The 21174-nt window shown below is 66.4% G+C and carries 17 protein-coding genes, 1 tRNA gene and 1 pseudogene; 12 read left to right on the top strand and 7 right to left on the bottom strand.

Annotation, left to right across the window (positions count from 1 at the left end; translation table 11 throughout):
• From HTY53_RS22300 to HTY53_RS22315, 4 genes and pseudogenes are all read left to right on the top strand, one after another.
• A pseudogene (locus HTY53_RS22300) lies at window positions 1-291 on the top strand (allantoinase); the annotation flags it as partial.
• Window positions 292-396: 105 nt separating this feature from the next.
• The gene (uraD, locus tag HTY53_RS22305) at window positions 397-879 is read left to right on the top strand and encodes a 2-oxo-4-hydroxy-4-carboxy-5-ureidoimidazoline decarboxylase (RefSeq protein ID WP_174108837.1); all 483 of its coding nucleotides are present in this window, start codon (window positions 397-399) and stop codon (window positions 877-879) included.
• A gap of 232 nt (window positions 880-1111) precedes the next feature.
• Entirely contained in the window at window positions 1112-2176 is a 1065-nt protein-coding gene (locus HTY53_RS22310; RefSeq protein WP_174108802.1) for a porin, read from the top strand.
• Window positions 2177-2464: 288 nt separating this feature from the next.
• A complete protein-coding gene (locus HTY53_RS22315; protein WP_006576013.1) occupies window positions 2465-2710 on the top strand; it encodes a hypothetical protein in 246 nt (81 codons plus the stop codon).
• A gap of 171 nt (window positions 2711-2881) precedes the next feature.
• Here the strand turns inward: HTY53_RS22315 and HTY53_RS22320 are convergent, their stop codons facing one another.
• Window positions 2882-5203: an NADP-dependent malic enzyme gene (locus HTY53_RS22320; protein WP_174108803.1), complete on the bottom strand. Its 2322-nt coding sequence runs from the start codon at window positions 5201-5203 to the stop codon at window positions 2882-2884.
• Window positions 5204-5501: 298 nt separating this feature from the next.
• Window positions 5502-6122 carry a DUF4136 domain-containing protein gene (locus tag HTY53_RS22325; RefSeq protein WP_174108838.1) on the bottom strand — a complete coding sequence of 207 codons (621 nt, stop codon included), beginning with the start codon at window positions 6120-6122 and terminating at the stop codon, window positions 5502-5504.
• A 364-nt stretch (window positions 6123-6486) separates the two neighbouring features.
• Here HTY53_RS22325 and pepN point away from each other — a divergent pair, with 364 nt between their 5' ends.
• From pepN to HTY53_RS24645, 6 genes are all read left to right on the top strand, one after another.
• Window positions 6487-9192: an aminopeptidase N gene (gene pepN / locus HTY53_RS22330; protein ID WP_174108804.1), complete on the top strand. Its 2706-nt coding sequence runs from the start codon at window positions 6487-6489 to the stop codon at window positions 9190-9192.
• A gap of 143 nt (window positions 9193-9335) precedes the next feature.
• A complete protein-coding gene (locus tag HTY53_RS22335) occupies window positions 9336-10352 on the top strand; it encodes a class 1 fructose-bisphosphatase (protein WP_174108805.1) in 1017 nt (338 codons plus the stop codon).
• A gap of 178 nt (window positions 10353-10530) precedes the next feature.
• Window positions 10531-10962: a hypothetical protein gene (locus HTY53_RS22340; RefSeq protein ID WP_174108806.1), complete on the top strand. Its 432-nt coding sequence runs from the start codon at window positions 10531-10533 to the stop codon at window positions 10960-10962.
• Window positions 10963-11066: 104 nt separating this feature from the next.
• Window positions 11067-11142 (top strand) — tRNA-Thr (locus HTY53_RS22345).
• 175 nt (window positions 11143-11317) lie between these two features.
• On the top strand, window positions 11318-11752 hold the full coding sequence (locus HTY53_RS22350) for a hypothetical protein (protein ID WP_174108807.1): 435 nt from the start codon (window positions 11318-11320) through the stop codon (window positions 11750-11752).
• A gap of 176 nt (window positions 11753-11928) precedes the next feature.
• Entirely contained in the window at window positions 11929-12942 is a 1014-nt protein-coding gene (locus tag HTY53_RS24645) for a hypothetical protein (protein WP_217435712.1), read from the top strand.
• A 60-nt stretch (window positions 12943-13002) separates the two neighbouring features.
• Here the strand turns inward: HTY53_RS24645 and HTY53_RS22360 are convergent, their stop codons facing one another.
• Complete coding sequence (locus tag HTY53_RS22360) at window positions 13003-14511, bottom strand: DUF342 domain-containing protein (protein WP_254600075.1); 1509 nt, start codon at window positions 14509-14511, stop codon at window positions 13003-13005.
• A gap of 344 nt (window positions 14512-14855) precedes the next feature.
• On the opposite strand from HTY53_RS22360, the gene HTY53_RS22365 reads away from it, so the two are divergent.
• Window positions 14856-15683 (top strand): class I SAM-dependent methyltransferase, encoded by an 828-nt coding sequence (locus HTY53_RS22365; protein ID WP_174108808.1) that lies wholly within the window; start codon window positions 14856-14858, stop codon window positions 15681-15683.
• A gap of 39 nt (window positions 15684-15722) precedes the next feature.
• On the opposite strand, the gene HTY53_RS22370 is transcribed toward HTY53_RS22365, so the two are convergent.
• The 4 genes from HTY53_RS22370 to HTY53_RS22385 form a co-directional block, all read right to left on the bottom strand.
• Entirely contained in the window at window positions 15723-16283 is a 561-nt protein-coding gene (locus tag HTY53_RS22370) for a DUF1415 domain-containing protein (RefSeq protein WP_174108809.1), read from the bottom strand.
• A 3-nt stretch (window positions 16284-16286) separates the two neighbouring features.
• Window positions 16287-17921 (bottom strand): NAD(P)/FAD-dependent oxidoreductase, encoded by a 1635-nt coding sequence (locus HTY53_RS22375; protein ID WP_174108810.1) that lies wholly within the window; start codon window positions 17919-17921, stop codon window positions 16287-16289.
• A gap of 115 nt (window positions 17922-18036) precedes the next feature.
• Window positions 18037-19017 (bottom strand): threo-3-hydroxy-L-aspartate ammonia-lyase, encoded by a 981-nt coding sequence (locus HTY53_RS22380; protein WP_174108811.1) that lies wholly within the window; start codon window positions 19015-19017, stop codon window positions 18037-18039.
• Window positions 19018-19083: 66 nt separating this feature from the next.
• Entirely contained in the window at window positions 19084-19437 is a 354-nt protein-coding gene (locus HTY53_RS22385) for a hypothetical protein (RefSeq protein WP_174108812.1), read from the bottom strand.
• A gap of 265 nt (window positions 19438-19702) precedes the next feature.
• Here HTY53_RS22385 and HTY53_RS22390 point away from each other — a divergent pair, with 265 nt between their 5' ends.
• Window positions 19703-21139, top strand: a complete 1437-nt coding sequence (locus HTY53_RS22390) for a PLP-dependent aminotransferase family protein (protein WP_174108813.1) — start codon at window positions 19703-19705, stop codon at window positions 21137-21139.
• Window positions 21140-21174 lie beyond the last annotated feature (35 nt).

Below are 21174 nucleotides of genomic sequence, written 5' to 3' on the forward strand. Positions count from 1 at the left end.
ATGCGCTTTGCCACGCCGCAGGGCTTCAATACCGGCGAGCAGTTCTTCCAGTATCTGAAGGACGCGTTTGACGTGCTGTACGCCGAGGGCGATCCGCAAGGGCTGAACCAGCCGAAGATGCTGTCGATCGGCATGCATTGCCGGCTGCTCGGACGCCCCGGCCGCTTCCGCGCGCTGCAGCGTTTTCTCGACTACGTGCAGTCGCATGACAAGGTCTGGATCGCGCGCCGGATCGATATCGCGCGGCACTGGATCGAGACGCATCCGTACACGGCCAAAGCGCCACGGTAGTGCGCCACGGTAGTGCGCCACGGCAATGCCCCTCTCCTCCTAACCCGAACTCAACGCCAACATCCGAGTCCCGACGTGACCTACACCCTCTCCCAACTGAACGCGATGCCGTCCGCCGAATTCGTGCAGGCGCTCGGCGGCATCTATGAACACTCGCCCTGGGTCGCGGCCAGCGCCGCCGAGCAGCGTCCCTTCGCCGATCGCCAGGCGCTGGCCGCGGCGATGCGCGCCGCCGTCGACCAGGCCGGCGAAGCGGCCCAGCTCAAGCTGGTGCGCGCCCACCCGGAACTGGCCGGCAAGGCCGCGGTGCGCGGCGAGCTGACCGAGGAATCGACGCGCGAACAGAGCGGTGCCGGGCTCAATCTATGCACGCCCGAGGAATTCGAACGGCTGCAGGCATTGAATGCCCGCTACAACGAGAAATTCGGCTTCCCGTTCATTCTCGCGGTACGCGGCTACGATCGCGCCGGCATCATCGACGAGTTCGCAAGACGCATCGAGAATTCGCCGGCCGATGAGTTGCAAACATGCATCAACCAGATCCATCGGATTGCCCAGTTCCGCCTCGACGACTTAGTATCCGGCTGAGTCGAAATTCCGCCCGCATGGAATCCATGCATGGAGCAAGACCGCGCATCGGGCAAGGCCTCGGCATTGGACCGCCGATGCCCTGCCCGATGCCACGATGAACGGCGCCCGAAGCCAGCGCCGTCCGCTGCCGGCACCCTCGCCACCGATGCCGGCGGTGCATACCAAAAAGAGAACCCGTCAGGGACCCAGTACACAACGTTCCAACAGGATCAAACCACGGAGGTCTTTCATGCAGAAGCAGTTCAAGTGGGCGGCACTGGCCGCGGCCCTTTTCAGCGGCGCGGCCATGGCGCAATCGAGCGTCACGCTCTACGGCCAGGTCGACATGTTCGTCGGCGCGGTCAAGAACCCGGGCACCGGCGAGCGCGCCTGGGTCGCCAATTCCGGTGGCATGCAAACGTCGTACTGGGGCATCAAGGGCAACGAGGATCTGGGCGGCGGCCTGAAGGCGATCTTCGACCTGAACGGTTTCTATCGCACCGATAACGGCCGCACGGGCCGCTTCGACGGCGATGCGATGTTCAGCCGCAATGCCTATGTCGGGCTGCAGAGCGACCGCGCCGGTACGCTCAAGCTCGGGCGCAACACCACGCCGTATTTCATCTCGACCATCCTGTTCAACCCGCTGGTCGACTCGTACGTGTTCTCGCCGGCGATCTTCCACACCTACTTCACGGCCACCAACGGCACCGTGTTCGATCCGGGCATCATCGGCGATTCGGGCTGGAGCAATTCGCTGGTCTATTCGACGCCGACCTTCGGCGGCCTGACCGCCAACCTGATCTATTCGTTCGGCGAACAGGCGGGCTCCACCGGCCGCAACAAGTGGGGCGGCAACCTGATGTACTTCAACGGCCCGCTGGCCGCGACCGTGGCCTTCCAGCAGGTCAAGTTCAACAACGTGCCGGGCGATGTCACCTCGCCCGCCGCGCTGTCGGGCTTCGACAAGCAGAACGCGGTGCTGGCCGGCCTGTCGTACGACTTCAAGGTGGTCAAGCTGTTCGCCCAGGGTCAGTACATCAAGAGCGACGTGTCCAATACCACCGGCGACATCAAGCACACCAGCGGCCAGATCGGCGCCTCGGTGCCCATCGGCGCCGGCAGCCTGCTCGCTTCGTATGGCTATGCGAAGGCCGAGAACAATGTCGACGACTTCAAGCGCAATACCTTCGCGATCGCCTACGACTACAACCTGTCGAAGCGCACCGACGTGTATGCCGCCTACTTCTACGACAAGATCACCGGCGCCGAGCACGGCGATTCGTTCGGTGTGGGCATTCGCCACAAGTTCTGATCGTGATTGCCTTCGGGCCTGAACGGCCCGAAGGCACCCTCTCCCCGTCCCTCTCCCGCTTGCGGGAGAGGGCTTGGGGGAGAGGGCAACGGCGCCTCTCTCGCTGCGGCGCAATGCCGCAGCATCGCCTCCTTTCATCCCTTCCCCGCTGCATCGCAACACCTTTCCCCTGCTCCCGCGGCGGGAATGAACGACATCACCTCATAGACTCATTCAATTGGCACGCCCCAGGACGAATGCCTACATTGAACGTCCAGACCACGATTAGCCAAACGAGAGAGGTGACTCATGCGGCGATACGCAAAGACCCGGTCGGAGTTGATGGCTATCCTCAACCAGTGCCTCGATAACAATCCGGAATGCGGCGAGTGCGAATTGCATGCGGTACGCGTGCACCAGCCCGACCATACGGGATGCAATTGGAGCGCCGAGGTGGACTTCCCCCGTGCGGCCGAAGACAGCGTGTCGATGCAATTACGCGCAGCGAAGTCGATCATTGTCGACATGCGCCAGCAGTACAACGTATTGCAATAGCGTTGCCTTCAGCCCATACGCTGCTCCGCAGCAGAGCACCGCAGCATGAAATAACGAGCACCAAACATCGAGCAAAAACGACGAGCGCAGAACGCGACCGAATGTCGCAATGAAGAAAGCCGGGCACACAGCCCGGCTTTTATTTTGGGTCCGACAGTCGACAGCGACCGCTCAGCGCAGCGCGCCCGACTCCGCTACCGCTACCGCCGTCATATTGACGATACGGCGAGTGGTCGCCTGCGGATTCAGGATATGCACCGGCTTGGCCGCGCCCAGCAGGATCGGGCCCACCGTCACGCCCTGGCCGCCGGTGATCTTCAGCAGATTGAACGCAATATTGGCCGCGTCCAGCGTCGGCATCACGAGCAGGTTGGCCGAACCGGCGAGCTTGGTGCCCGGCAGGAAATGACGGCGGACATCCTCAACCAGCGCGGCATCGCCCTGCATCTCGCCCTCGACCTCGAGCTCGGGCGCGATCTGGCTCAGCAGCTCCTGCGCGGCGCGCATCTTGCGCGCCGAGGCGCGGTTCGACGAGCCGAACATCGAGTGCGACAGCAGCGCGACCTTCGGCGTCAGGCCGAAGCGGCGGATTTCCTCCGCGGCCAGCTGCGTGATCGCGGCCAGTTCGTCGGCGGTCGGGTCTTCGTTGACGAAAGTGTCGGTGATGAACAGCGTGTACTTCTCCAGCATCAGCGCGTTCATCGCCGCCAGCACCTTGGCGCCGGGCTTCAGGCCGATCACGTCGCGCACATGCTCCAGATGCGCCTCGAAGCGGCCCACCGTGCCGCACAGCAGTGCATCGGCATCGCCCATATGCATCAGCATGGTGCCGATCAGCGTATTGGAGCGGCGCAGCGCGACCTTGGCCATGTCGGGCGTCACGCCATCGCGGCCACGCAGCGCGTGATAGGCCTCGTGGTAGGCGCGATAGCGCGGATCGTCCTCGGGATTGACCAGCTCGAAATCGACGCCGGGCTTCAGGCGCAGGCCGGCCTTGTCGATGCGCATCTGGATCACGTGTGGACGGCCGATCAGGATCGGACGCGCCAGACCTTCGTCGACCACCGTCTGCACCGCGCGCAGCACGCGCTCTTCCTCGCCCTCGGCGTAGGCAACGCGCTTGGGTGCGGCCTTGGCGGCCGAGAACACCGGCTTCATGATCAGGCCGGTGTGGTAGACGTACTGCGTCAGCTGCTGGCGATAGGCCTCGAGGTCCTGGATCGGGCGCGTGGCCACGCCCGACTCCTGCGCCGCGCGCGCGACGGCCGGCGCGATCTTCTCGATCAGGCGCTGGTCGAACGGCGTCGGGATGATGTAGTCGGGGCCGAACTTCAGTTCCTTGCCGGCGTAGGCGGCGGCCACCGCGTCATTGGTCTCGGCCTCGGCCAGTTCGGCGATCGCCTTGACGCAGGCCAGCTTCATTTCCTCGGTAATCTTGGTCGCGCCGCAATCGAGCGCGCCGCGGAAGATGTACGGGAAGCAGAGGACGTTATTGACCTGGTTCGGATAGTCCGAACGGCCGGTCGCGATGATGCAGTCGGGACGCGCGGCCTTGGCCACTTCCGGACGGATCTCGGGCTCGGGATTGGCCAGCGCCAGGATGATGGGCTTGTCGGCCATCGTCTTGACCATCTCGGCGGTCAGCACGCCGGCGGTCGAGCAGCCGAGGAACACGTCGGCGCCTTCGACGATATCGGCCAGCGTGCGGGCCGAAGTGTCCTGCGCATAGCGCGCCTTGTTGGCCTCCATGTTGGCGTCGCGGCCGACGAAGATCACGCCCTTCGAATCGACCACGTAGATGTTCTCGCGCTTGACGCCCAGGCTGACCATCGTGTCCAGGCACGCGATCGCCGCGGCGCCCGCGCCCGACACCGCCATCCTGACGCTGCCGATGTCCTTGCCGACCACCTTCAGGCCATTGAGCAACGCCGCCGCCGAGATGATCGCGGTGCCGTGCTGGTCGTCGTGAAAGACCGGAATGTTCATCCGCTCGCGCAGCTTCTTCTCGATGTAGAAGCACTCGGGCGCCTTGATGTCTTCGAGATTGACGCCGCCCAGCGTGGGCTCGAGCGCCGCGACGATCTCGACGATCTGGTCCGGATCCCGCGCATCGAGCTCGATGTCGAACACGTCGATACCGGCGAACTTCTTGAACAGGCAGCCCTTGCCTTCCATCACCGGCTTGCCGGCCAGCGGGCCGATATCGCCCAGGCCCAGCACCGCGGTGCCGTTGGTGACCACCGCCACCAGGTTGCCGCGCGAGGTGTACTCGGCCGCCATGGCCGGGTCCTTGGCGATCTCCTCGCAGGCATAGGCCACGCCCGGCGAGTAGGCCAGCGACAGATCGCGCTGGTTCGACAGCGCCTTGGTCGCGTTCACCTGGATCTTGCCCTTGGTCGGGCTGCGGTGATATTCCAGCGCGGCGAGGCGCAGTTGCGCTTCAGGACTGTTGGGGGCGTGTTGCGGTGCGTCACCGCTGGTCTTGCTGCTCATGTCGCTCGTCCGGAAAGAGGCCCAACATGGCGCTGGTCGATGCCGGCGATACCGGTCGAACAGCCAGGGCCGAAAAAATCGAGGAGCTATTCTAGCCCAGGCACCGCGCGGGAGTCGCGCCGATGACGCCGCCAATGGCCGCAAACGCGGCGATTTTGCGGTTAAAGAGCTTTTACCGGAATAGCGCCAATGGCGAATGCGCTTTCGGCGATCCACCGGTAAAACAAGACGCCGGCATGCATCCTTGGGGAATGCATGGCCGGCGTCGATGTCGCGCAGCGGGGAACGTCGTGTTGCGCTACCTCCTGTTCTTGTCGACCTCCAGCGTCACGCGCCGCGGCCGGCCGCTTTCCATCGGAAATTCGGCGAACGCACTGCGCACCAGATACGGCATCAGCCCGGGCATCGTGCTGCCTTCGCTCAGGTTCTGCGCGGTGACCTGGTAGACCCGCTTGTTGCCGGCGGCCTCACGGATAAAGACGCGCAGACTCGCCAACGTGGCAGGCACGTCGCGGATCACGGTCTGCGGCGGCCAGTAGCCCGGCCCCCAGCCCCACGGCCCCCACGGGCGGTAGTAGCCGTACGGGCCCCAGTAGGGACCCCAGGGATACCAAGGGTCGGGATAGTAGGTCTCGTGCACGCGCACCAGGCGCGGATCGGCATCGAAATCGAAGCTGACCAGATAGCGTGCCTGCGACCGGGGCACCTGCGTGAAGCCGTGACCTGCCAGCGCGTCGGCGATCCAGTTCTGATAGGTGGCGCGATCCAGCTGGGCCTGCTGCTCCGGCTGCCCCTGCCCCTTCTCGGCCTCGAACGCGTAGGTGCGCGGCGGATCGTTCTGCCAGCCGGGCTGCCGGAACGCCGTCACGTCGGTGGTCACGGTGCTCGCACAGCCCGACAGCAGCAGGGCCCCGAGCATCGCGGCACCGGCCCATCCGGTCCACCATCGCGCGGGCGAGCGTGCCGACGAGCCGGCGTCGCCGGCCTGCGCCATTCCCTCACCGCGGCCGCCCACGGCGCCCAGCCATCGGCCCGCCCGTGCGCAGGCCTTTCGCCATTGCCACATGATGTTCTTCCTTCTGTTCATGGTCCCGCCGACAAGGCTCCACCGGACCGTATGCCGATGGCTTACGGGGCGGTCGGCGGGCCGCCCTCTCGTTGCATCAGACCGGCGGCGTGCACCGGAATTCCCTTGGCGCCGTGCGGCCATGCCGTGCTTGGCTACAATGGATTACCCGGCGTCCGGCGCCCCCGACTCACCGCCTTCCAGGACAGGACCATCCATGCTGCGCACCGATACCCCCGTCACCGTCCACCGCAAGGACTATACCCCGCCCGCCTTCGCGATCGAACATGTCGACCTGGTGTTCGAGCTCGATCCGCAGCGCACCGTCGTGACCAGCACGCTGCGCTTCGCCCGCCGCCAGCCAGGCGCGCCGCTGATGCTGGCCGGCGAGGCGCTGGAGCTGCTGAGCGTGCGGCTCGACGGCCAGCCGCTCGCCGACTATCGCCAGGATGACGGCAGCCTGACGCTGAACGGGCTGCCCGAGCAAGGCACGCTGGAGATCGTCAGCGCCTGCCAGCCCGAAGCCAACACCACGCTGTCGGGCCTGTACGTCTCCAACGGCAACTTCTTCACGCAGTGCGAGGCCGAAGGCTTTCGCCGCATTACGTATTTCCTCGACCGCCCCGACGTGATGGCGACCTACCGGGTCACGTTGCGCGCCGACAAGGCGGCCTACCCGGTGCTGCTGTCCAACGGCAACCTGATCGGCGAACAGCAGCTCGACGGCGGCCGCCACGAGGCCGTGTGGGAAGACCCCTTCCCCAAGCCGTCGTATCTGTTCGCCATCGTCGCCGGCAAGCTCCAATGCATCGAGCAACGGATCACCACGGGCTCGGGCAAGGAAAAGCTGCTGCAGGTCTGGGTCGAACCGCAGGACCTCGACAAGACGCAGCACGCGATGGACTCGCTGATTCACGCTATCCGCTGGGACGAGCAGCGCTTCGGGCTGGAACTCGATCTGGACCGCTTCATGATTGTCGCCGTCGGCGACTTCAACATGGGCGCGATGGAGAACAAGGGCCTGAACATCTTCAACACCAAGTACGTGCTGGCCAATGCGGCCACCGCGACGGACACCGACTTCTTCAATATCGAATCGGTGGTCGGCCACGAGTATTTCCACAACTGGACCGGCAACCGCGTGACTTGCCGCGATTGGTTCCAGCTGTCGCTGAAGGAAGGGCTGACGGTGTTCCGCGACCAGGAATTCTCCGCTGACATGATGGCCCAGCAAGGGGCCGACGACGGCTCGGCGCGCGCGGTCAAGCGCATCGAGGACGTGCGCGTGCTGCGCCAGGTGCAGTTTCCCGAGGATGCCGGCCCGATGGCGCATCCGGTGCGTCCCGACAGCTACGAGGAGATCAACAACTTCTACACCGTGACGGTGTACGAGAAAGGCGCCGAGGTCGTGCGCATGTACCAGACCCTGCTGGGCCGCGAGGGCTTCCGCAAGGGCATGGACCTGTATTTTCAGCGGCACGACGGCCAGGCGGTGACCTGCGACGACTTCCTCGCCGCGATGGCCGACGCCAACGGCCGCGATCTGAGCCAGTTCGGCCGCTGGTACAGCCAGGCCGGCACGCCCGTGGTCGGCGTGCACACCGAATGGGATGCCGATCAGGGCCGCCTCACGCTGACGCTGTCGCAGCAATGCCCCAAGGTCGGCATCGAGACCCAGCCCGGCACGCCGGAAAAGCTGCCCTTCCATATCCCCTTCGCGCTCGGGCTGATCGGCGCGGACGGCAAGGACCTGCCGCTGCAGCTCGACGGCGAAGCCGCCGCCGGCGACACCACGCGCGTGCTGAACTTCACCGAGGCGCGGCAGACCTTCCGCTTCGTCAATCTGCCCAAGGGCCCGCGTCCGCCGCTGCCTTCGCTGCTGCGCAATTTCTCGGCGCCGGTAATCGTCGATGTCGACTACAGCGACGACGAGCTGACCTTCCTGCTGGCGCACGACAGCGATCCGTTCAACCGCTGGGAAGCGGGCCAGCGGCTGGCGACGCGCGCGCTGCTCAAGCTCGTCGCCGACGTGCAGGCCGGGCGCGAACTGGAGCTGGACCCCGCGCTGATCGGCGCGTTCCGCTCGGTGCTGACCGATACCTCGCTGAGCCCGGCCTTCCGCGAGCAGGCGCTGATGCTGCCGGCCGAGGCCTATCTGGCCGAGCGCATGGGCGTGGCGGATCCCGCGGCCATCCATCGCGCGCGGCAGTTCATGCGCGCCGGTCTGGCCCGCACCCTGCAGAGCGACTGGCTGGGGGCCTACGAGACCAGCGCCACCACGGGTCCGTATCGTCCCGACCCGGAGTCGGCCGGCAAGCGCGCGCTGCGCAATCTTGCACTGAGCTATCTGGTCGAAGTCGGCGACGATGCGATGTATGCGCTGGCCGGCCAGCAGTATCAGCAGGCCGACAACATGACGGACCGCTTTGCCGCGCTGACGGCGCTGGTCAACAGCTTCGCGCCCGGACGCGAGGCCGCGCTGGCGGACTTCTATCAACGCTTCGAGAACGATCCGCTGGTGGTCGACAAGTGGTTCTCGCTGCAGGGGATGCAGCGCGGCGAAGTCGGCCCGCACGCGGGCAAGCGCACCATCGACACGGTGCGGGCGCTGATGCAGCATCCCGCCTTCACGCTGCGCAACCCCAACCGCGCCCGCGCGCTGATTTTCAGCTTCTGCTCGGGCAACCCCGCGCAATTCCATGCCGAGGACGGTTCGGGCTACGAGTTCTGGGCCGAACAGGTGCTGGCGCTCGACGCGATCAATCCGCAGGTGGCCGCGCGCCTGGCGCGCGCGCTCGACCGCTGGCAGAAATACACGATGCCGCTGCGCGACAAGATGCGCGCCGCGCTGGAGCGGGTGGCGGCCGCCGACAAGCTGTCGCGCGACGTGCGCGAGATCGTGGGCAAGGCGCTGTCGACGTGAGGCGGCTTGCCTCGTGCGGGTTCGCGCCGCTTGGTGCCGATTCGGTGCGATAGCCCACCACCGATCGCCGGCCAGGCCCCCCCGACATCGGTGGGGCGCCCGCCACGGCCTGTAGAATGGCGGCCATTCAAGGAGGAAACCCCATGACTCGCATCAGCCTGACCCGCTATCTGGTCGAGGAACAACGCAAGCACAACACCATCGAGCCGGAATTGCGGCTGCTGATCGAGGTGGTTGCGCGCGCTTGCAAGGCCATCTCCAATGCCGTCAGCAAGGGCGCCCTCGCCGGCGTGCTGGGCTCGGCCGGCACCGGCAACGTGCAGGGCGAAACCCAGCAGAAGCTCGACGTGATCGCCAACGAAGTGCTGCTCGACGCCAACGAATGGGGCGGCCATCTGGCCGCGATGGCGTCGGAAGAAATGGACTCGTTCTACGAGATCCCGAACCGCTATCCGAAGGGCGAATACCTGCTGCTGTTCGATCCGCTCGACGGCTCGTCGAACATCGACGTCAACGTGTCGATCGGCACCATCTTCTCGGTGCTGCATATGCCCAAGCCGGGGCAGACCGTCACCGAGAGCGACTTCCTGCAGCCGGGCACGCATCAGGTCGCGGCCGGCTACGCGGTGTACGGCCCCCAGACCACGCTGGTGCTGACCGTCGGCAATGGCGTCCATATGTTCACGCTGGACCGCGAGGCGGGCAGCTTCGTGCTGACGCAGTCGGACGTGAAGATCCCCGAGGACACCAAGGAGTTCGCGATCAACATGTCGAACATGCGGCATTGGGCCCCGCCGGTGCGCCGCTACATCGACGAATGCCTGGCAGGCGAAGAAGGCCCGCGCGGCAAGAACTTCAACATGCGCTGGATCGCCTCGATGGTCGCCGACGTGCACCGCATCCTGACGCGCGGCGGCATCTTCATGTACCCGTGGGACAAGCGCGAGCCGGAGAAGCCCGGCAAGCTGCGCCTGATGTACGAGGCCAACCCGATGGCGATGCTGGTCGAACAGGCCGGCGGCGCGGCCACCAACGGCCATCAGCGCATCCTCGAGGTCCAGCCGGAAAAGCTGCACCAGCGCGTGTCGGTGATCCTCGGCTCGAAGAACGAGGTCGAGCGCGTGACGCGCTACCATCAGGAAGCGCAGACGGGCAGCTAAGTCGTCCGTTGGCGCGGCGGCCGGCCCTGCATGGGCCGGCCCGCCAGAGGGGCCGACCGGCATTGCCGGCGGCCCTTTTTGTTTCCGCAGCGGAAATCAGAATCCGCTCATTTCCCCCATCCTGCCTGGCCACTACCCTGCTGTTTTCTCCATCCAGACAGGCAGCAAGGAAACACCGATGGCCCCCCTCTCCGATATCGGCGCCCGCTACGCCATCACCCCACCGATCGACCCGCCCGCCACCGCCATCACACCGGCAAACCCGCCCTGCGGTGAATCCCCGATCGAACGCCCCGCGGTGCAGGCTCTGGCCATCAGACTGAACGAAGCGCTGGACGTTGCGCTGCATTACGGCCTCAGCGACGGCATCGATATCCACGTCTGCGATCTGCGCCAGCTGGCCAACTGGGGCGTGCCGATCAGCGAGCAGGAACGCGAGCTGTACTTCTATCCGTGGACCATCGACGCATCGGACCCGGTGTTTCCGGTCACGCTGGTTCGTCTGCGCGAATTCATCGCTGCGATCGACGGCCTGCTGACCGCCTTGGCGCGGCCGGACGAGCCCATGCCTGCCCATCCCGCCTCGCCCACCGGCCGCACCTTCGGCTGACCGCCGCCCGCGGGAACCGTGAAAAAAGTGCGCCGAGGGGCTTCACAGCCGCCTGATCCGCTGCTATTATTGCGGGCTCTATCCGGTTCCCAACCGGTAGTGTTGCCGAAGTAGCTCAGTCGGTAGAGCAGCTCATTCGTAATGAGAAGGTCGGGGGTTCGATTCCTCTCTTCGGCACCAGGTTTCATTGAGATGCCCTTGGATCATTCCAAGGGCATTTTGCTTTGAGGCGTCCCTGTTTTGCGCTGGGGGACCGACGTCCCTTCCCTCCCGACCATCTCTTTCAGAATCCGCCCAACGCCATGCGCGCCGGCGACGGATAAGCTCGAACCTCCTCCACCCGCTCGAGCTCCCCATGAATCCGATCCCACCGCCCCAGCACGCCTACGCCACTGGCAACGCCTCCTTGTTCGCAACCACTCCTGCGCCGAATGTTGACGCCATGTCTGAACAGCCCGCCGTCGGCACGCACAACGCCCCACCGCATTGCACCGAAGTGCGGGCCCTTGCAACGCGGCTGGACCAGGCCATAGCCAACGCCGGCTCGGACGATCCCAATGCCTTTGTCATCGTGCGCCTCGCCGACCTTCGTCAAATGGATAACTGGCGCATCACGATCCACGGCGAAACACTCCGCAGCTATTTCGATCTCGGATCGATCGACGATGTGGAGCAGCGCTATCCGGTGACGCTGGATGAGGCGCGATGGCTGCGCCGCGCTGTTGCGGCTTTGAACGATAGCGGTTGCCGCTCCGCAAGCCGCGGTGCGCCTTGGCGCCGGATGGTCTGAGCGAATGGCGAACATGCCCGACGCAGAAGGACAGCTCGGTCGAACTTGGCCGGCTCTATCGCATGACCCCCACCCCGGTCAACCCCACTTTTCGGCCCCCACTTTTGGGGAGCGCCTTGCTAATATCCCGCGCGGCTTCGGCCGACAAAAACAAGGGTGAATAACAAGGAAAAGAGATGAGAAATTGGACGGGATTTACCGCGGCCGCGTTGGCACTCGCGGCACTGAGCGGGTGCGGCGGTGGTGGTGGTGATGAAGGCGGCAGCAACGACACGGGCTTCCAGCTGTCAGCCAGCCTCGATGGCACGCCGATCACCGGCTTTGCGCTGAAGGACGGCGGCACCACGACGCTCAATATCGCGTCCGGGCAGGAAGTACGACTGACCGCCAGCAACGGCGTGACGTGGACAGCCAGCATGGAGAAGACCACGGTCCAGCCAAAGAGCCAGAACAGTGCGGTGTGGGACGCCGTGCTGATCAGCCCGGAAGGCGGCACGGTCACGCTGGTGGCCAAGTCCGCCGCCGATGCGAGCAAGCTGGCGACGATCCGTATCGAGGTACCGCCGCACCGCTATGCGCGCGTAGCGACCAAGGTGGGAGAAACGACGTTGTGGCGCGAGCAGGGGACGAATGTCGACGGGTCGCCCTTCGACCGCACCTATCGCGACACAACCGAGGCGGTCGACGCCCAGGGCGGCTTCACAATGAACCGCTATAACGTCAGCGGCACGCTGACCGATACCTTCCTCAATAATGCCGACCGCAACCGCACGGCGCGCATCCGCGCAGACAATCCGACCCAGACCTGCACCTTCACGCCGAAGCGCGAGCATTTCCAATACCCGATGTTCGTCGGCAAGACCTGGCAGTCGGGCTGGCAGTATCAATGCGGCGCGTATCACGAAACCGCCGCGCTCGAAGCTAATGTGGAAGCGTTCGAACGCGTCGCCGTCGGCAGCGAAACATTCGATACGCTGCGCATCAAGTATGGCGTGGCCTTCACCAATTCGAACGATGGCAAACTGGCCAACGGCGTGACCGGCAATGCCGCCTACCGGATGGACTACCGCTGCTGGTGGGCCACCGAGCTGGGTCGTGCAGTCAAGTGCGAGTTCGACTACAGCTATGTCGGCATCGCGCCGGCGGACTATTACCGTCACTACACGCAGACCGCGCTGTCCCTGCAATAAGAGGGGCGCCTGCGCGCGACTCGCGAGCAAGGAAAGAAGCGGCGCCCTGGCGCCGCTTCTTCATTCCCGCACCACCCCGATCCCATCGCCGACCAGCCGCAGCTCCACCTTCGGCATATCTTCCATCACGCGCATGCTCTTCTGGCCGATCGTCACGCTGACGCCGCCGTGCACGCGCTTGCCGACCACCACGGCGGCATCCGGGCGCGGGTGCAGCTGCTCGGTCAGCCTGGCCAGATGCGCGTCGGTGTCGAGCATGTCGCGCGTGTACTTGAACAGGGTGGCGCGCGCCTTCTCGCGCAGTTCCGGCGTGGCCCGCTCGGGATTCTTGGCGAAGAAGGCCAGTAGCTGCTGGATCTTGCCCTGCTCCTGTTCCTGCCGGCGCTTTTCCGCCTCGAGCGCGGCCTTCTCGGCGTCGGCATAGGGGTTCAGGCCGACATGGATGGCGGTAGCGGTACCGGCCGGCGCGCCCAGCGTCCCGGCACGGACCGCATGCCAGGCGCGGCAGCGCCCGCCGGTGATATTGCCGCTGCCGACGGCAGGGTCGCCTGCGGTGACGGTCTCGCCCGCCGCGACATCGCTCTGGCGAATGCCGCTGTCGACGGTGACGGTCGTGCCCGCTTCGACCACCGCGTTTTCGATGAAGCGAGCGTGCACCGACCCCTTGCACTGGATCCGTGCAACGGCGCTGGCCGGGTCGTGCGGCCCCTCGGATTTGCCGATGATGCCGCCGCTGACGACCACATTGCCGCCGGCCTCGACATGAGCGGCCTCGATGGTGCCGCCCACGATCACGTCGCCCGCCACGCGCACCGACATGCCGGTCTTGATATCGCCGCTGACGCGCAGCGTGCCCTCGAACGCGATATTGCCGGAGTGCATGTCGACCGCGTCCACCGCGACCACCGGGTTGACGCTGACGCCGCGCGCGCGCACCGAAGGCACGCCCGCCACCGTCGCCACCAGCAGATTGGGATCCTTCTGATCATGATCAACGCCTGTCAGGCGTTCGGCGAACGGCGTGTCGGCGACCTCCGGGGCCGGCAACACGCGGCCAAACACGTCCTGCCCGGCGGTGCCCGGCACGGCCGGGATACGCCGCATCAGATGCGTGCCGGGCTGGACCAGCAACAGGTTGCCAAGCTCGCGCAGATCGATGCGGGCGTGGTCGTCCTCGGTGCCGCCGCGACGCGGTTCGAGCAGATTGACAAAGCGCGCCGGCGTGCCGCGCGTCGGTGCCGTGCCGTGCACGATGGCAAGGTCATCGCAACGTCCCGCGGCAAAGGCCTCGGACAGCGCCGCCTCGTCGACCGGCAGCTTGATGCCGCGGCCGGCCAGCACGATACGCACATCGTTGGGCTGCACGGCGCGGCCGCCTTCCGGCGGCCATAGCGTCAGGCGCACCGTCAGCGAATCGGCGTCGATATCGATCTCGAAATAGCCATCGACCAGCTCGCCGACTACGGCTTCGGCCGGTGGCCCGTCGCGATGGCAGGCCAGCAAGAATGCCGCGATGGCGTGCTCGTCGAGCCTGGCGTGCGCCCAGCCCTGTGCATCGAGGGCAGCCATCAGGGCAGCGCGGTCTGGCGGCCCGCCGGGGCTGGGACCCTCGGCCTCCGCCGGTACCTCGTACCGCGCCCGGACCGTCTTGTCCGTGTTCTCCACCCACACCCGTACAAGCGAAGCTGCTGCGTCACCCATCGCGTCCTCCAGCCGTGTGCCTTTGATTTATCGTTGTTGTTGAAGGCGGCGCCGAGTCGGCATGCCGCCTGTCCGTCACCTACGGCGGATTTCGGCAAAACTTTAGGCAAATTTTTTCTGGACGCCTTCCGGTAAACTGTCGCCCTGCCTGCCCGAGCGCGCGGCGCCGCCAGACGCGGCGCGTCAGCACCGGGCCAACCCCGCCGTATCCCATGTCGAACACCCACGAAATTCGTCCCGGCCAGTCGATCGAACTGCTCAAGGAACTCCATATCCTGACCCGCGACGGCAAGATGAATCAGGACAGCCGCCGCAAGCTCAAGCAGGTCTACCACCTCTATCAGTTCATCGAGCCGCTGTTGCAGGACCTCAAGCGCGACCATGCCGACCTGACGCTGGTCGACCATGGCGCGGGCAAGTCGTATCTCGGCTTCATCCTCTACGATCTGTTCTTCAAGACGCAGCAGGACCGCTCTCACATCTATGGCATCGAGACGCGCGAGGAACTGGTGCGCTCGTCGACCGCGCTCGCCGAGCGGCTCGGTTTTCCGGGCATGTCGTTCCTGAATCTGTCGGTGGCGGAATCGATCACCTCGGAGCGGCTGCCCCCCACGGTGGACATGGTCACCGCGCTGCATGCCTGCAATACCGCGACCGACGACGCGATCCGCTTCGCCCTGACCAAGCGCGCCAAATACATCGTCGTGGTGCCCTGCTGCCAGGCCGAGGTGGCCGCCGTGCTGCGCAGGAACAAGTCGAAGACGCTCGGCAATCCGCTGACCGAAATCTGGCGCCATCCGCTGCATACGCGCGAATTCGGCAGCCAGGTCACCAACGTGCTGCGCTGCCTGCAGTTGGAAGCGCACGGCTATCAGGTCACCGTGACCGAGCTGGTCGGTTGGGAACACTCGATGAAGAACGAGCTGATCGTCGCGCAGTACAAGGACCTGCCGCGCCGGCGACCGGCCGAGCGGCTGGCTCACGTGCTGGAGACGCTGGGGCTGGAGGAAATGCGCGAGCGGTTTTTCACGCCGGCCTGAGTTTCGGCAGCGCCAGCGGCGGCGCGCGTTCACCCGCGCTTACTGCGGTTCGTCGCCCGCCATCCAGCGCCGCCAGCCTTCATGGCCGAGCCGGCGCATCGTCTCCTCGTTGCGCTCGTAGATATCCGCCGCATCGGGAAAGGCTTCGACCGCGCGCTCGATGCTGTCTTCGCGCAGCAGATGCAGGATCGGATACGGCGCGCGGTTGGTGTAGTTCTCGATATCGTCCGCGTCGGTGCCGGCGAACTGGTATTGCGGATGGAAGCTGGCGATCTGCAGCACGCCGGACAGGCCGAGGCTGTCGAGCAGGCGCTCGGCCAGATAGAGGAAATCGTTGTAGTCGGCGAAGTCCGCCAGCATCCGGGGGACGATCAGCAGCGTGGTGTCGATGCGCGCGGGATCGGCCTGCGCCAGCCCCTTCAGCTCGGTCTCCAGCGTGTCGAGCAGCGCCTCGGCATCGGTCGCGTCGCAGACCACGTAGCGGATTTGTTCCTTGACGTACACGCTCTTGGCGAACGGGCACAGATTGAGCCCGATCACCGCGCGCGTCAGCCAGTGACGCGTGGCCTCCAGAATCGTCTGCCGCTCCGACGGCGACATCGCTCAGGCCGCCTTGCCGACCCGGCCGACGATATCGAGCGCCACCGCCTCGGCGACCTCGATGCCGTCGATCGCCGCGGAATAGATGCCCCCCGCGTAGCCGGCGCCCTCGCCGGCCGGATAGAGGCCGGCGACATTGACGCTCTGGTAGTCGTCCTTGCGCCGGATGCGCAGCGGCGACGACGTCCGCGTTTCGACGCCGGTCAGCACGGCGTCGTCCATCGCGAAGCCGGGCACCTGTCGTTCGAACGCCGGCAGCGCCTCGCGAATCGCCTCGATCACGTAGTCGGGCAGCGCGGTGCTCAGATCGGTCGGCGTCACGCCCGGCTTGTACGACGGCTCGACCGTGCCCAGCGCGGTGGACGGCCGCCGCGCCAGGAAGTCGCCGACCAGCTGGCCCGGCGCGCAGTAGTTGCGCCCGCCGAGTTCGAAGGCGCGCTCTTCCCAATGACGCTGGAAGTCGATGCCGGCCAGCGGCCCGCCCGGGTAGTCGTCGGGCGTGATGCCGACGACGATGCCGGCATTGGCGTTGCGCTCGGCGCGCTTGTACTGGCTCATGCCGTTGGTGACGACGCGCCCCGGCTCCGACGCAGCCGCGACCACGGTGCCGCCCGGGCACATGCAGAAGCTGTACACCGAACGCCCGTTGCTGCAGTGGTGCACGATCTTGTAGTCGGCCGCGCCCAGCAGCTTGTTGCCGGCGAACTTGCCGAAGCGGCTGCGGTTGATCATGCCCTGCGGATGTTCGATGCGAAAGCCCAGCGAGAACGGCTTGGCTTCCATGAAGACGCCGCGGCGGTACAGCATCTCGAAGGTGTCGCGGGCGCTGTGGCCCACGGCAAGAATGACCTGCTCGCACGGCAGATAGTCGCCATTGGACAGTTGCAGTCCGCGCACGCGCCCGCCTTCGATGTCGATATCGTCCACGCGCATGCCGAAGCGGACTTCGCCACCGAGCGCGAAGATCTCGGCGCGGATGTTCTCCACCATCTTGACCAGCCGGAACGTGCCGATATGCGGCCGAGCCTTGAACAGGATGTCCTCGGGCGCGCCGGCCTTGACGAATTCGTGCAGCACCTTGCGGCCGTAGTGCTTCGGATCCTTGATCTGGCTATAAAGCTTGCCGTCCGAGAAGGTCCCCGCCCCGCCCTCGCCGAACTGGACGTTCGACTCGGGATTGAGCACGCTCTTGCGCCACAGACCGAAGGTATCCCGGGTGCGTTCGCGCACTTCCTTGCCGCGTTCGAGAATGATCGGCCGAAAGCCCATCTGCGCGAGAATCAGCCCGGCCAGCAAGCCGCACGGGCCCATGCCGATCACCACCGGACGGGGCGTCGCGGCATGCTGGGGCGCCTGCGCGACGAAGCGATACGTCATGTCCGGCGTCACGCTCCAGTTCGGCTTGCCGGCGATCCGCTTTCGGGCCGCCTCCTCGTCCTTCTCCTTCAGCGCGATATCGACGATGTAGGTCAGCTTGATATCGGAGCGCTTGCGCGCATCGTGGGCGCGGCGAAAAACGGTGAAGGACACCATGCCGTCGCCCTTGACGCCGATCTCGGCCAGCCGCGCGCGGACAGCGGCCTCCAGGTCACTTTCCGAATGGTCGAGGGGGAGCTTGAGTTCACTGAGGCGTAGCATGGGGGGCAAAGTATTCGGCGGCCGAACGGCGGGTCCGATGGCCGGACCGCAATTCTAAAGCCTTTCGGCCGCGCCGGCCCCTCGCCGTGGCCGTGGCAGCCGGCCCCGGCGATCATCAATCCTGCGCCGGCACTTGCCCCAGCAGTCCCGCGTAGCGCGCCATGTCGACATTCCCTCCGGACAGCACGATGCCGACGCGCTTGCCGGCGATCGGCACCTTGGCGGCGAATGCCGCCGCCGCACCCAGGCAGCCCGTCGGTTCGACCACTAGTTTCATGCGGCCGGCAAAGAAGCGCATCGCTTCGACCAGCTGCGCGTCGCTGACGGTGACGATATCGTCGACCAGCTGCTGCAACACCGGGAAGGTGTATTGCCCCAGATGCTGGGTCTGTGCGCCGTCGGCAATCGTGTCCGGCGTGCCGATCTCGACGATGCGCCCGGCGCGCAGGCTTTGCTGGCCGTCGTTGCCCGCTTCCGGCTCGACGCCGATGATCTTGCAGCCGGGATGCATGGCCCGCGCGGCCACCGCGCTGCCCGACAGCAGACCGCCGCCGCCCAGCGGTACCAGCAGCACGTCGAGCGGACCGGTCTGCTCGAACAGCTCCTTGACGGCGGTGCCCTGCCCGGCCATCACGTGCGGATGGTCGAACGGCGGGATCAGCGTCAGGCCCTGCTCGCGCGCCAGCCGCTGGCTGATCTCCTGGCGGTCCTCGGTATAGCGGTCGTACAGCACCACCTCGCCGCCGTAGCCGCGCGTCGCGGCGATCTTCGCCGCGGGGGCGTCCTTGGGCATCACGATCACCGCGCGCGTGCCGAACAGCCGCGCCGACAGCGCAATGGCCTGTGCGTGGTTACCCGACGAAAACGCTGCGACGCCGGCGGCGCGCTGCTCGGGCGACAACTGCGCGATCGCGTTGTAGCCCCCGCGGAATTTGAAGGCGCCCATGCGCTGCAGGTTCTCGCATTTGAAGAACAGCCGCGCGCCGGTTTGCGCGTCGGCGGTGGCCGAAGTGAGCACCGGCGTATGGTGCGCGACGCCGCTGATGCGGCGATGCGCCTCCACGACATCGGTGAACGAGATGGCCAGTTGCGTCATGGGACAGCACTCCTTGCAGGGGAAGAGGTACGCGGATCGAAGGGGGACCGGCATCGCGCGCCGGCTTCAATGGGCGAGGCGCCGACGGCGCCAGCCGGAAAGTATGCGCGCGATACGGGCCCGCGAGAATACCCAAGCGCGTTGGCGCAGCCGCAGGGCGGTATCGCACTGCGCGCGCAGGACAAACCAGCCCGAGCGGGGGAGCGCGACGACGCTGCCCGGGGCCAGGTGCCGTCGCGGCCAGTGCAGCGTCTCGGCCAGCAGCAGCGGCGGCTCGATCAGCTCCACGTCGCCATCGGAAACATGGACTTCGGTGCCGGCCCTGGCGTGGAAGCGGACCGCTTGGCCGGCGTGCAGCGTCAGCGTGCGGTGGACGTAGGTCGGATGCGGCAGCAGGGACAGAATGGGCGGGATCGGCATGATGGCCTCGCGAAGGGTCGGCTGCGATTGCCTGCAACGGGGGGACAGAAGCAAGCCGGCCGGTATGGTCCGTATGGCCGGTACGGTCGGTACCACGGTGCGAGTCGCAATCGACAGAACGCAGCGTACCGGCCGCCGTCGCGGCGCGGCAGGCACACCGCGCCGGAACGGACAGCAGAACAGAGACCCATCCTTCGCTCTGTTACGATATGGCGGAAACTTTTCTGTATCTGTTGCGCATCGGCCGGATGCGCCAACATGCCGCATGGACTCCGCCCCGCTATACCGCCAACTCGCCGGCCACTACCGGCAGGCCATCGCCGCCGGCACGCTGCTGCCGGGCGAGCGGATGCCGTCCGTGCGGGCCCTGATGGAGCGCCACGGCGTCAGCCTGTCGACCGCCCTGCAGGCGTGCCGCGAGATGGAGGCGCAAGGCCTGCTCGAGGCGCGTCCCCGCTCCGGCTATTTCGTCAGGCCTCCTGCGCCGCAAGCCACGCCGATCGCCGAACCGTCGGCGTCCCTGCCCGATCCCGCGCAATACGTCGGAATCCACGCCCGCATTTCGGCGATCATCGCGCGCGGCCGCCTGTATCCCAATGCCATCAATCTGGCGGGCGCTTGCGCGCCGCCCGAGCTCTATCCGGTCGAATCGCTGCGCCAGGCCACCGGCCGCGCGCTGCGCCGCCATCCCAGGCTGCTGGGCAGCGCGGTCGAGCCTGAGGGACATCCCGCCCTGCGCGCCGCGCTCGCACGCCAGGCGCTGCAGGCCCGCATGACGCTGGCGCCGGAGCAGATCGCCATCACGCATGGCTGCACCGAAGCGCTGAACCTGGCCTTGCGCGCGGTCGCGGGCCCGGGCGATGTCATCGCCGTCGAGTCGCCGACCTACTACGGGCTGCTGCAGATCCTCGAGAGCCTGGGGATGCGCGCGCTCGAGGTGCCATGCAGCCCACAGACGGGACTGTCGCTGGAAGCGCTGGAACTGGCCGCACAGACCTACGACAACATTCGCGCGGTCGTGGCGGTGCCGAACCTGCAGAATCCGCAGGGCAGCATCATGCCGGACGCGAACAAGGCCCGGCTGGTGCAATGGTGCGAGGCGCGCGGCATCGCGCTGATCGAGGACGACTGCTTCTCCACGCTGGCCGACGACGACACGCCGCTGGCCGCCGCCAAGGCGTGGGACCGCAGCGGCAACGTGATCTACTGCGCGTCGCTGCACAAGAATCTGGCACCCGGCATGCGGCTCGGCTGGATCGCCGCCGGCAAGTGGCAGGCGCGGGTCGAGATGCTCAAGTTCAGCCAGTCGCGGCCCAACGAACTGCTGTCGCAGATCGCCGTGGCCGAGCTGATGGCTTCGGGCGATGTCGATCGGCATTTGCGCCGGCTGCGCGCCCGGCTGCGCCACCAGCGGCATTGGGCAGCGGAAACCATCGCCGCGCTGTTCCCGCCCGGCACGCGGCTATCGGCGCCGCAGGGCGGCATGCATCTGTGGGTCGAGTTGCCGGACCGGCTGTCGTCGGAGGCGGTGTTCGAGCAGGCGCTGGAGGCCGGCGTGCGGGTGATGCCCGGCGTGGTCTTTTCCAACTCGAACCGCTTTGACCATTGCCTGCGGATCAATATCGGCGCGCCGCGCTCGACCGCGCTGGAACAGGCGTATCGGAAACTGGCGGGTGTGGTGGCGCGGCTGGCGCCAGGGTAGCGGAGAGAGGAGCGCGGTGCCGCGGCACCGCGCCG

Origin of the sequence: Cupriavidus gilardii (assembly GCF_013314895.1) — a bacterium.
Lineage (GTDB): Bacteria > Pseudomonadota > Gammaproteobacteria > Burkholderiales > Burkholderiaceae > Cupriavidus > Cupriavidus gilardii_C.

Excerpts from the sequence above, each read along its gene's own strand:
- HTY53_RS22360 (WP_254600075.1), bottom strand. The coding sequence starts at position 14,511 with ATGGCTGCCCTCGATGCACAGGGCTGGGCGCACGCCAGGCTCGACGAG.
- HTY53_RS22320 (WP_174108803.1), bottom strand. The coding sequence starts at position 5,203 with ATGAGCAGCAAGACCAGCGGTGACGCACCGCAACACGCCCCCAACAGT.
- HTY53_RS22310 (WP_174108802.1), top strand. The coding sequence starts at position 1,112 with ATGCAGAAGCAGTTCAAGTGGGCGGCACTGGCCGCGGCCCTTTTCAGC.
- HTY53_RS24645 (WP_217435712.1), top strand. The coding sequence starts at position 11,929 with ATGAGAAATTGGACGGGATTTACCGCGGCCGCGTTGGCACTCGCGGCA.
- HTY53_RS22390 (WP_174108813.1), top strand. The coding sequence starts at position 19,703 with ATGGACTCCGCCCCGCTATACCGCCAACTCGCCGGCCACTACCGGCAG.
- HTY53_RS22375 (WP_174108810.1), bottom strand. The coding sequence starts at position 17,921 with ATGCTACGCCTCAGTGAACTCAAGCTCCCCCTCGACCATTCGGAAAGT.
- HTY53_RS22325 (WP_174108838.1), bottom strand. The coding sequence starts at position 6,122 with ATGCTCGGGGCCCTGCTGCTGTCGGGCTGTGCGAGCACCGTGACCACC.
- HTY53_RS22335 (WP_174108805.1), top strand. The coding sequence starts at position 9,336 with ATGACTCGCATCAGCCTGACCCGCTATCTGGTCGAGGAACAACGCAAG.
- HTY53_RS22380 (WP_174108811.1), bottom strand. The coding sequence starts at position 19,017 with ATGACGCAACTGGCCATCTCGTTCACCGATGTCGTGGAGGCGCATCGC.
- HTY53_RS22385 (WP_174108812.1), bottom strand. The coding sequence starts at position 19,437 with ATGCCGATCCCGCCCATTCTGTCCCTGCTGCCGCATCCGACCTACGTC.
- HTY53_RS22365 (WP_174108808.1), top strand. The coding sequence starts at position 14,856 with ATGTCGAACACCCACGAAATTCGTCCCGGCCAGTCGATCGAACTGCTC.
- HTY53_RS22350 (WP_174108807.1), top strand. The coding sequence starts at position 11,318 with ATGAATCCGATCCCACCGCCCCAGCACGCCTACGCCACTGGCAACGCC.
- pepN (WP_174108804.1), top strand. The coding sequence starts at position 6,487 with ATGCTGCGCACCGATACCCCCGTCACCGTCCACCGCAAGGACTATACC.
- uraD (WP_174108837.1), top strand. The coding sequence starts at position 397 with ATGCCGTCCGCCGAATTCGTGCAGGCGCTCGGCGGCATCTATGAACAC.
- HTY53_RS22340 (WP_174108806.1), top strand. The coding sequence starts at position 10,531 with ATGGCCCCCCTCTCCGATATCGGCGCCCGCTACGCCATCACCCCACCG.
- HTY53_RS22370 (WP_174108809.1), bottom strand. The coding sequence starts at position 16,283 with ATGTCGCCGTCGGAGCGGCAGACGATTCTGGAGGCCACGCGTCACTGG.
- HTY53_RS22315 (WP_006576013.1), top strand. The coding sequence starts at position 2,465 with ATGCGGCGATACGCAAAGACCCGGTCGGAGTTGATGGCTATCCTCAAC.